Raw genomic sequence first — 10,466 nt, forward strand, 5'->3', positions numbered from 1 at the left:
TGCCTCGGGAGTCCTTCTTCTTACGAGGGGCATAGTTTGGAGGAGCAGGGCAAACGCATCTAAATATTGACGACCCTGAATCAGGGTGAAATACACCAAGACTCAAACTACATCAGGCTTTGAGGAAATTAAATCTCACTCATTATGCAAGTAATCGAAATCTAGTATTATTACCTCTTATTCAGAAAGGGGAATCGGTTAAGATTGTTCTTTGCAAGAGTTCTAATGAATAGCATGAGTAACTTTGTAAAGCCACCCGAAAGGCAAAAAACGATACGACTGCATGATAATCGTAGCCTTGCATGGTACGAATGGGGGCCTATTAATGGCATTCCGGTTTTATTTTGCACTGGGGCTGGAATGAGCGGAACGCTCGGTTTTGGTGTGAACTGTCTGGCGGAACTCGGCTTGAAACTGATTGCGATTGACCGTCCTGGCTTAGGTTTGTCTGACCCACACCCTAACAAAAACTTTGATTCTTGGGTAGATGATACACAGGAGTTGATTCAGGCTAATGATCTCCATAATGTTTGTTCTGGTAGTTGGTTTCTCTCAAGGCGCACCATTCGGATTTGCTCTTGCAGAGTGCAGTTTCGTAAAAGCTATAGCAATTGTGTCGGGACAAGACGAACTTACCCATCCACGTTTGAAACCCCTGTTGCATCCAGATGTAACAAGGATGATTGCTTCTCTCCAACAAGATCCTGTGGAGTTCGAGCAGCGCTTTACAGAAATAGTCACGCCGCATGGACTGTGGCAGTTAATTATTGGCATGAGTGCAGATGACGACCGAATATTGTATGAAAGTGATATGTTTGCTAAAGCATACCAGCAAGCTTTGAAGGAAGGTTTTTCTCAGGGCGCACAAGGATATGCACGAGACCTTGTTAATAGCCTTAGTTCATGGCCTATAACACTGGAGGACATCACTATTCCTGTGGATCTTTGGTATGGCGCTTTAGATACCAGTACAGTTCACTCTCCTGATTTTGGTGCAACATTGGCTTCACGCCTACCGAATGCAACGCACATCATAGACCCAAAACAAGGAGGCTCAATTCTTTGGACAAGAGCTAGAGATATTCTCGTCAAATTAAAATCTCATTTCTCGCTCATATAAGGTATGACACGTTACCATTCTGTAGCATTTGCCCTGTGTTAGCCCCAGAATATAGAGTCAAAGGTAATGGCTCTTAATTTTACAAAGTATACAATTCGTATTTTTAGCTGTTTTAAAAGACAAACTAGGCGGGATTCGCTTTTTGACAGAAGTTGAGTTTTGAAGTGGTACGCATAGCACCACCTCAACAATTTAGAAACAAAGTTCATCGGCGTTATGTGATGCAGCAACAGGTTATTGACGGCTGAGGCTACTGGAGTTTTAGCGGCTCAACAGAACTATAGAAGCTCAATAACTTAATCACTTCACCCTGTAATGGAGTAACACGACTCCGTTTTCATAAATATTGCTGTTGGCAAGTTCTAAAGCAGTTTGCCCTATTACTCCAGAAAAAAGTGAAATGCCTGAACCCATCAAAAATGGGTTGATTTTCAGGATTAACTGATCAATTAATTTGTGAGCAAAAAGCGTTGTGGCTAAATCTGCCCCACCACACAGCCAAATACCCTTAAGAGTTTCGCTCTTGAGGCTCTTGACTAACTCAACAGCATTTTCTGAAACAAGTTCAACATTCTCATCTGGGCTTTGGAGCATAGTACGTGAAAAGACATACTGTTTCATGTGTGAGTAAGGATTGGTTATGCCATTCTTCAATCTTAGCTCGTAGGTTTTTCGTCCCATGAGAACAACATCAAACCACTTATTCTGAGCATGTATCCCCATTACCTCACGAAGCTGTGATGGAAAGGTTTCAGGAAAGTCGGCAGATAAATTGGCAAAATATTTACCATCTTGGGAAAAGCCGTTATGTGAACCGTCGATATGAGCAATATATCCGTCAACACTGCAAGCCACAAAATACGTCACTTTTGGCATATTGACATCCTTTCTAAAAAATTTCTAGCAACACTACTAAACAAAGTAATAAACCTGTACTTTACATTTTTACTCTCTGCTGGTCATTAGAAAACCATCTTTCCCAAACGAACTTGATTTTCACCACTGCCTCATCCCTTCTTTGACTTTTGCTAATAAATAACTGCCAAATCTTTACAGCTTAAGTATGTCCTATTGTTATCCCCACAGGTAGACAATTGAGAACTATTGCCTGCCCCTCAAGTAGACTGCTGCTGGGGGCGAGCGCACTGAGAATGGAAAGTTGAGTTTGATTTAGGTTTTAATATTTAAAATCAATGTACCGTTTCTGCTAGACTGCTTGAGACAGTTGACTCCAAAGAATGAATTGATGAAAAGTATTTGTGTCTACTGCGGCTCTAATTTTGGTAATCGCAATAGCTATCTTGAGGCAGCACAAAGTCTAGGTGTCCAGATGGCAGAGCGCGGAATTACCCTTATTTATGGCGGAGGAAATGTCGGACTAATGGGTGCTGTAGCTGATTCTGTGCTAGCTGCTGGTGGAAAAGTTATTGGTGTAATGCCACAAGCCTTAGTTGATAAAGAGATTGCACACACTGGTTTAAGCGACCTTCGAGTTGTAGGATCAATGCACAAGCGTAAATCGCTCATGGCTTCGCTGGCTGATGCTTTTATTGCCCTACCAGGTGGGCTAGGAACATTAGAAGAATTTTGTGAAGTTGTCACCTGGACTCAACTTGGTTTTCATCATAAAGCTTGTGGACTGTTAAACATTGACGGGTTTTATAACAGATTGATTTCTTTCCTTAACCATGCAACACAAGAGCAGTTTATTCGCTCCCAACACAGAAGTATTGTTTTAGTAGGGGAAACTCCTGTGGAATTAATTGAAAAGTTGAGTCAATTTGAAATTCCCAATGTACATAAGTGGATTGACCGGGATCAACAATAGTCTACTCATTATCAACACATTAGCCTGTCAATTGCGCTTTTCAGTACCTTAAAAACAGCGATCGCAACAGAACGATGGAAGGCTAGATTAGTTAACTTTACTACAATGCTCAGTTCAAGATGGATTTTGGGAATTGAGCACCGCTAAGGGTTAATTGCATCCAGTAAAAACAAACCCACATCTTTATGCAATGGTTCATTATGCTGTGGACAAGCCGTTGAATGTAAGCATCTTGGACAACCAGCTTCACAATCACATTCGGCATCTTATGCGTAAGATGCAGCAGCAAATTTTGTGAAGTCGGAGAAAATAGCTTCTGCTGCCCCATTCCCACCTTCACAGGTGTCAAAAAAGTAACCAATGTTCCTGCTTTCTTTTTGTATGGCCAATTTATCTACATCCAAACTGGAGGATAAAACTACCTGATGCGGCCGCCCTGGAGTTGATCGCTTCTGAATTTTAATGCTGAATCAGTGTTTTATCAAGTGTTAAACTAATTAATAATTAGACATTCTATCTCCAATAATTAAGTATTTTCTGTCATGGATAAAAACATTAATTTACCCAATATCAAACATGAAATTTTAGGAGAGCTACAGTATAACAATGAATTTAATTGTTATGAAAACCAAGTTGTTTTTGATGAAAAACAACTTTTAATCAGTCTCTCAGTAGAAGATAACGCTCAGGTCGAATCAATATTGACTAGAGCTAGTATTATTGTACGAAATCTGAAGCATTACGCTAAAAATGCAGAAGAATATGCTGTAAAAAAGTTGTTAGAACTTAAGAATGAAGCATGGCTTGATGAAGACGAGGCATTTTTAACATCTGAAGAGTTCAAAAACCTAATGATACTTGAATAATTAGCCTTTTCTTCAGATGGGGAAGTAGAGTTATACTATGACGATGGGGATCTATTTTGGGGACACTGTATTCTTGTCACAATGGATAAAGATAACTGTTTTATAGATGCTGGTATTGGTGGATAATTCAAATTAAAGTTACAAGGTGAAACTACCAATTTGTCATTTATGTGGAACTGATTTAGATTTCTATGAGTTCTATAGTGTCGATGTTCATAGGTCAACCGCATGGGTTTGAATGGTTTTGCAGTGTGCATATTACAGCAGCATAGAGATTGTCGCATTTAAAAGTAGAAACCGCTCCTGTCCAGCTTCTTCTAAATTCTCGTTTTCCCGTAATCTACTGATGCGTAGGCATCGCTCAGAGACTGCATCTGCTGACATTCCGGCTCCAAGTAATTCAGTGGTTTCAAGTGGTCAATTTTAACGGTGTACTCCCCATACCAAAAAAACCAAAGATTAGCTGGTAGTATTTATGTAATATAGTAAAACCACATAATACCTTTATGCGAATTGAACCATACGAAGATAGCCAACTTGATACCATCAAAAGTCTTTCACTTCGGGCATGGAGTCCGGTCTTTAATTCGATTCAAAAAGCGATGGATATTGAGGTGTACCATTCATTCTACCCTGATGGCTGGCGTGTAAGCCAGCTTAATGCTGTCGAGTCCGTCTGTACTACAACAGACACGAACGTGTGGGTTGCCATTGACTCTAATTCAACCGTGGGCTTTGTAGCTGTGAAGCTCCATTCAGAGAGTAGTATCAATACGGTTCGGATAAGCAGGGGAGGCAGGGGGTGCAGGGGAGGCAAGAGAGTTATTATTAAGCAATTTCTCTCCTCCTGCTCAAGAACTGCTCGCCTCAACAGATAACTTTGTTAACCGAACCGTATTGGTTTAAGGGCGTGGTCAATTGGAATTTAATCAAGACTCATTGGTATGACATGATACGTGTAGTACTGTCAATTAAGGCAGGTAAGGTGATGCCCTCGACGCTTCTACGTAAGTTGGGTAGTTATAGTAAGAAAAATCGACTTTATCAAGCTTTTCTTGAGCTGGGTAAGGTAGTACGGACTATGTTTTTGCTTGACTATGTTTCTAATGTGGCTCTTCGGCATGAGATTACAGCAATAACCAATATTGTGGAGATGTACAATGCCTTTCTCGACTGGGTGTTCTTCGGTAAGCTGGGAGCGATTACTGAAAATGATCCTATTGAGCTTGAATTGCGGCTGAAGTATCTTGATTTGGTAGCAAGTGCAGTTATTTTGCAGAATACGGTTGATATGTCGTTGGCTATCCAAACGTTAATGTCACAGGGAGAACTGATTCCTATGCGACACCTTGCAGCAATGAGTCCATACATCACAAGACATATCAAAAGATACGGTGATTATGTAGTGAATTTACATAATATTCCCCAACCATTGGAGGCTGCTATTAATCTGCCACCAGAAATCTTTGAAACGTAGATATAGCAACGGTTTCCAGACCATCTTGCAAGTTTTTACACGTATCTCGGCTCAATACCAAGAAGGTTAAGAACCAACGAAAAAATTAGGATTTCGTGTTTGATTATTTTTTATGCCTTAAAGCGATGCCTGCGGCGGGCTTTGCTTACGCCTAAAATTTTCGCAACAAGTAAGAGTTGATGACATTAATTTTAGCTCTATTGAGAATAGACTTTACTTATTGACATAATGTGGCCGCCGTGGGCTAAATTAGCCCAAAATTCCATATTTGGTTATCTAGGTTCCTTAAAAGCAGAGTTTAGCAGAGAGTCGGGGTCAAAGAAAGAGAAAGACTTGCCTGTGGCAATGGACTGCACGACGTTGGCGCTTGTGGACGCTGTACAAAGTAATCCCGCTTCGTTGCTAGCTGAAAACCAAGAATGTGAAGTTGAGCCGAAAGACTGTCACGTTCGCGTAGCGTCTCGTAGAGAAGGTACTTTTTCCTCAGCACCCATCGCTAAGAATGAATTTTGTTTAAGTTCAGCGATGCCTGCGGCGGGCGTAGCCATCGCTAATCAAACACCAGGGCTTGTAGAACAGAGTTATTCTGCTACGTTGTCAGGAGAAAACCAAGTTTTGGGTGTAGAAATCAAACCAGTTGATGAAGGTGAAAGTTCCGCCGCGCCCGTACCAAATCCCGAAAAGTGATCGCATGAGGCGATTGTAGCGAGGTCAAATCTGCGACCTGTAAGAAGGGAAAAACTGAATCGAGCGGCGAATTCGGGCAAGAATCCGGGTTTTGACTTTTTGCAGGAGTGTTGGAATGATGACCCTGCGAAAGCAGATTGTGATCAAGAAATTGGTGGCGAAGTTTCCGCAGTGGGGGATTGCTTGTGTTGATGGGATGCTGGTGGATTGGCACAAGTAATGATCACGGAATTATAGCCACTGCCAAAAATGCTTGCAAAGCATTTGCACCCATGCCCAAAATTAAGAAACAAAGTCCAATACATATTTTCTGTTAACAGATTACATTCATGAATGGAATGCGAGGCGCTGTTTTGGGCACCCCGCAACCTGTACTTAGATTGATGAAAGAACGCTAATCACAATTAAACGACCACAAAGTTGTTTTCGGCTAGTGTTACATTACCCAAAAGTTGTACAAATTTTACCTGAGTAAATTCACCAGCACTGCCATCGGCATCAAAGTACAATGCGCCTGTAATATTGTCATATATAAATCGTTGATTACTTGTCGTTGCAGATGTTCCGATTGTAAACTGATTAGCTGATGATAACCCGCCATTAAAACTAGCAGCCGATATCTGAATTAGTTCATTGGTGGCGTTGAAGTCATAAATAGTATCAACGCTTTCATTATAACTATTGAAAACAAAGGTATCAGTACCAGTTCCTCCATAGAGACTATCATTACCCTTGCCACCTGTGAGGATATCATTGCCATCACCCCCAGAGAGTAGGTTATTGCCTGAATAGACAGCAGCACTCAAGCTATCATTACCTGCACCGCCAATAATCGTATCATTGTCATAGCTACTATACCCCCCAAAGAGCGTATCGTTGCCATTGCTCCCCACAATATTGTCATTGTACTCTGTACCTGAGATATTTAATCGTTCGATATTCTTGTAGCTAACGCTATTCGTGCCCGCCGTAATTGAGCCAATGTTAGTAGTGGCATTGAATGTCGTTGTGATTCCTCCGTTAGCACCGTTAAAATTGACGGAGTACAAATCTTCACCCTTACCCCCATCTATCGTATCATTGCCACTGCTACCACCATTGAAATCATCATTGTTCCCGGAGAGCGTATCGTTGCCATCGTTCCCTACAATGTTGTCATCGTACTCTGTACCTGAGATATTTAATCGTTCGATATTCTTGTAGGTAACGCTATTCGTGCCCGCCGTAATTGAGCCAATGTTAGTAGTGGCATTGAATGTCGTTGTGATTCCTCTGCTAGCAAACCTGTAATTGCCGGACAACACATCGTCACCCTTACCGCCATCTATCGTATCTTTGCCACCATTGCCCGTGGAGAGCGTATCGTTGCCATCGTTCCCCACAATGTTATCATCGTACTCTGTACCTGAGATATTTAATCGCTCGATATTCTTGTAGGTAACGCTATTCGTACCTGCCGTAATTGAGCCAATGTTAGTAGTGGCATTGAATGTTGTTGCGATCGCCCCTGTAGCATAATAGGTGTAATCGACGGACAACAAATCGTCACCCTTACCCCCATCCATCGTATCTTTACCACCATCCCCCGTGGAAAGCGTATCGTTGCCATCGTTCCCCACAATAAAATCACCGTACTTTGTACCTGAGATATTTAATTGTTCGATATTCTTGTAGGTAACGCTATTCGTGCCCGCCGTAATTGAGGCAATGTTAGTAGTGGCATTGAATGTCGTTGTGATTCCTCCGGTAGCATAATAGTTAAAAATGACGGACAACACATCGTCACCCTTACCCCCATCTACCGTTTGTGTAATTAAATCAGAGGCGGCAAAAGGTTCGGATAAGAAGTTTAGATAGAAGGAATCATTACCATCGCCCCCAGAGAGTAGGTTATCGCCTGTCGAACCGCTAGCATCCAAGGTATCATCACCAGCGCCACCGTTAAGGGTGTTATTGCCTAAGGAGCGATAGTCGTAGTAGAAGTCGCTAGCTTGATTCTGATAGCCAGAGATGTCAAGAAAATCATTGCCATCGCCCCCAGAGAGCAGGTTATCGCCTCTTGAACCGCCAGCACGCAAGGTATCGTCACCAGTGCCACCGTTGAGGGTGTTATTACCAGATGAGACAGAGTTGGTGGAAGAGGAGAAGTACGGGTTGCTACCTCCATACAGATAGCCAGAGATGTCAAGAGAATCATTGCCATCGCCCCCAGAGAGCAGGTTATCGCCTTTTGAACCACTAGCACTCAAGGTATCGTTCCCTGCACCACCATTGAGGGTATTATTACCTAACAAAAGAAGGTCATCTTTTTGTGGACCGTAGAACGAGCCGGACTCATCCTGGTAGCCAGAGGCAAAGAGAAAATCATTGCCATCGCCCCCAGAGAGCAAATTATCGCCTAGTAAAGAGTCAACGTTCAAGGTGTCATTACCAGCACCACCGTTGAGAGTATTATTGCCCGCACTACCCCTCAAAAGGTCGTTGCCACTCTTGCCATCAATGATGTCATTACCCCCCTGACCATTGATGACATCATCTGAGTTGTCAAAGCCGTTAACATTATTGTCGAGGTCATTAAGAAAGGTAACAGTGTTCTTGTTGAAGATAGTGCTTTGAGTGGAGTTGGCATTGAAGACATCAAAGCTGTCTGTGATGGTAGTTTGCCCATTAAACAAAATATTGCCCAAGTCTACAGCGGCTCCTGTAGATTTGCTCAAATTTTGCAGGTTTTCCAGGGCAAAGTTTTCCAGGATGAGTTTGTTAGGACTAAACACCCCAGAAAAGCTGATTTCCAGATTCTTGCCATTCTGGGTCAACAGTAGATTTTTGGCAGTTAAGCCTGCACCTTGAAATGTTAGGGTGTCTACTTCGGCAATGACTGCTGCTGTCGGGTTTGTTCCTTTTCCTACGCCACCGAAATCAGTGATATTATTATTGTTGTAGGAGAAGGAGGTGTAAACAAATTTATCCTTGCCACCGCCACCTATGAAGATATCCTTGCCATCGCCATCTGTGAGGATATCATCGCCATTACCACCGTTAAGGGTATTATTACCAAAAGCGCCAGAGGCAAAAAGAGAATCATTGCCATCGCCCCCAGAAAGCAGGTTATCAGCTGATGAATTGCTAGCATTCAAGGTATCGTCACCTACACCACCGTTGAGGGTGTTTTTGTCACGTTGTCCCTGGAAGTAGTCGGGAGAGGATTTAGAGACAGAGAGAGAATCATTGCCATCGCCCCCATTCAGTAACTTATTGCCTGATGAATCGCTAGCACTCAAGGTATCGTCACCAGCACCACCAATGAGAGTATCACTTCCTGCACCACTTCTCAAAAGGTCGTTACCTGCTTTACCATTGATCGTGTCCGCGCTGTCGCTGCCCATTAGAGTATCATTACCGTTGGTTCCAATGATATTTGCCATAATTTTTACCTACTTAAATCGATTTGTTCAGTAACTTAACTTCAGAGGTTGTTTGAAAAGTAGTTGGCTGTGATTATTAATCACATTTTTACTCCCCTTAATCCCCCCTTGGAAAGGCTACGGTGTACACACAAGTCGTGAAATTCCACCTGACACTTGGTTTCGTCCTCTAGCAGTAGGATTGTGCGATCGCTCTGAAAGTCTGTCATTGCGTTCGCGTAGCGTCTCGTAGAGAGGCGGAGCCTCCGAGGAGGGTTCCCAGCCTGGAGGCTGGGAACCAGTTGGGGCAAGGGCTGTATCTTAACTTAGTACCATTCCTATCTAAGTCTTAAGCACTGTACAAATTAATTAGAGTGTAAATTAATGAAAATTAATTATTTTAGGCTTTTTAATCATCTTTATTCAGTAAAAATCACTCTTCACAGTATCTAAAATTTCGGATTAAATGCCTAAAATACGTTCTTCATATTTGTTTTTTGCCAGTGCCTAAATCCTATTAAAAGAGAAAATAGTCAACAGTTGACTCTTGATTGGTAAAAAGATTTTGATGCCCTTCTAGTGGGCTGTTATCCGTGGGTGTCTAACTTGAAAATAGAATATCTCAAGATCCTCAAAATAACTAGATAGTCAATATCTTAACTTAGATGTCTATGCTCAAATACTCATTTTTGCATAATCTTCACATTATTGGTTGAGAAATGTATACACAAGTACTTCTTCTTGTGTTTAGGCAATCAGGACTTACGCAACTAGCACAGTCAAGGAGAAAATTAGTAGAAAAATAAATAAGCTTCTTTAAGAAGTCATGAATGCACCGATGTATTGGGCCGTTGTTTTGCACTATTACTTTGATGCGCCCAGACTTTTCGGCAACAAGTGCTTCTTTTTCCATCATCTGGATATAAGATTTTCTGTCAACGCCACCAATAACCAAACCGTAAATAAAGCTAAGAGGATGTTTTAAAAGTCGAAGCGAGTTAAAAATTATGCCAGTCGCCTGACCATAATCCGGATCATCGCAATGTAAATAAAAGTCTCAGAGGTTTCTGGTAGTCGTTCATAA

The 10,466-nt window shown here is 41.9% G+C and carries 8 protein-coding genes and 1 pseudogene; 5 read left to right on the plus strand and 4 right to left on the minus strand.

Annotation, left to right across the window (positions count from 1 at the left end):
• The first annotated feature begins 514 nt into the window (after positions 1–514).
• Entirely contained in the window at positions 515–1,120 is a 606-nt protein-coding gene (locus H6G97_RS37420) for a hypothetical protein (protein WP_242055820.1), read from the plus strand.
• 300 nt (positions 1,121–1,420) lie between these two features.
• On the opposite strand, the gene H6G97_RS37425 is transcribed toward H6G97_RS37420, so the two are convergent.
• Positions 1,421–1,996 (minus strand): dihydrofolate reductase family protein, encoded by a 576-nt coding sequence (locus H6G97_RS37425; RefSeq protein WP_190945765.1) that lies wholly within the window; start codon positions 1,994–1,996, stop codon positions 1,421–1,423.
• Between the two features lie 370 nt (positions 1,997–2,366).
• On the opposite strand from H6G97_RS37425, the gene H6G97_RS37430 reads away from it, so the two are divergent.
• Entirely contained in the window at positions 2,367–2,948 is a 582-nt protein-coding gene (locus tag H6G97_RS37430; RefSeq protein WP_190945766.1) for an LOG family protein, read from the plus strand.
• A 542-nt stretch (positions 2,949–3,490) separates the two neighbouring features.
• Positions 3,491–3,940, plus strand: a pseudogene (locus H6G97_RS37435) (DUF2262 domain-containing protein).
• A gap of 132 nt (positions 3,941–4,072) precedes the next feature.
• Here H6G97_RS37435 and H6G97_RS55020 read toward each other — a convergent pair.
• Positions 4,073–4,198: a hypothetical protein gene (locus H6G97_RS55020; protein ID WP_277883393.1), complete on the minus strand. Its 126-nt coding sequence runs from the start codon at positions 4,196–4,198 to the stop codon at positions 4,073–4,075.
• Positions 4,199–4,694: 496 nt separating this feature from the next.
• Here H6G97_RS55020 and H6G97_RS37445 point away from each other — a divergent pair, with 496 nt between their 5' ends.
• Both H6G97_RS37445 and H6G97_RS37450 read left to right on the plus strand, forming a co-directional pair.
• Positions 4,695–5,291 carry a Tn3 family transposase gene (locus H6G97_RS37445; RefSeq protein WP_190945768.1) on the plus strand — a complete coding sequence of 199 codons (597 nt, stop codon included), beginning with the start codon at positions 4,695–4,697 and terminating at the stop codon, positions 5,289–5,291.
• Positions 5,292–5,519: 228 nt separating this feature from the next.
• Entirely contained in the window at positions 5,520–5,978 is a 459-nt protein-coding gene (locus H6G97_RS37450; RefSeq protein ID WP_190945769.1) for a hypothetical protein, read from the plus strand.
• Positions 5,979–6,382: 404 nt separating this feature from the next.
• On the opposite strand, the gene H6G97_RS37460 is transcribed toward H6G97_RS37450, so the two are convergent.
• Together H6G97_RS37460 and H6G97_RS55025 are read right to left on the minus strand one after the other, a co-directional pair.
• Complete coding sequence (locus tag H6G97_RS37460) at positions 6,383–9,403, minus strand: calcium-binding protein (protein ID WP_242055821.1); 3,021 nt, start codon at positions 9,401–9,403, stop codon at positions 6,383–6,385.
• 80 nt (positions 9,404–9,483) lie between these two features.
• Positions 9,484–9,612, minus strand: coding sequence for a hypothetical protein (locus H6G97_RS55025; protein ID WP_277883394.1), 129 nt, complete (start codon positions 9,610–9,612; stop codon positions 9,484–9,486).
• Positions 9,613–10,466: the final 854 nt, after the last annotated feature.

Origin of the sequence: Nostoc flagelliforme FACHB-838 (assembly GCF_014698065.1) — a bacterium.
In the GTDB taxonomy this organism is placed as follows: Bacteria; Cyanobacteriota; Cyanobacteriia; order Cyanobacteriales; family Nostocaceae; genus Nostoc; species Nostoc flagelliforme_B.

Coding starts and splice junctions, on each gene's coding strand:
- H6G97_RS37420 (WP_242055820.1), top strand. CDS start 515: ATGATCTCCATAATGTTTGTTCTGGTAGTTGGTTTCTCTCAAGGCGCA.
- H6G97_RS55025 (WP_277883394.1), bottom strand. CDS start 9,612: ATGACAGACTTTCAGAGCGATCGCACAATCCTACTGCTAGAGGACGAA.
- H6G97_RS37450 (WP_190945769.1), top strand. CDS start 5,520: ATGTGGCCGCCGTGGGCTAAATTAGCCCAAAATTCCATATTTGGTTAT.
- H6G97_RS37430 (WP_190945766.1), top strand. CDS start 2,367: ATGAAAAGTATTTGTGTCTACTGCGGCTCTAATTTTGGTAATCGCAAT.
- H6G97_RS37460 (WP_242055821.1), bottom strand. CDS start 9,403: ATGGCAAATATCATTGGAACCAACGGTAATGATACTCTAATGGGCAGC.
- H6G97_RS37425 (WP_190945765.1), bottom strand. CDS start 1,996: ATGCCAAAAGTGACGTATTTTGTGGCTTGCAGTGTTGACGGATATATT.
- H6G97_RS55020 (WP_277883393.1), bottom strand. CDS start 4,198: ATGTCAGCAGATGCAGTCTCTGAGCGATGCCTACGCATCAGTAGATTA.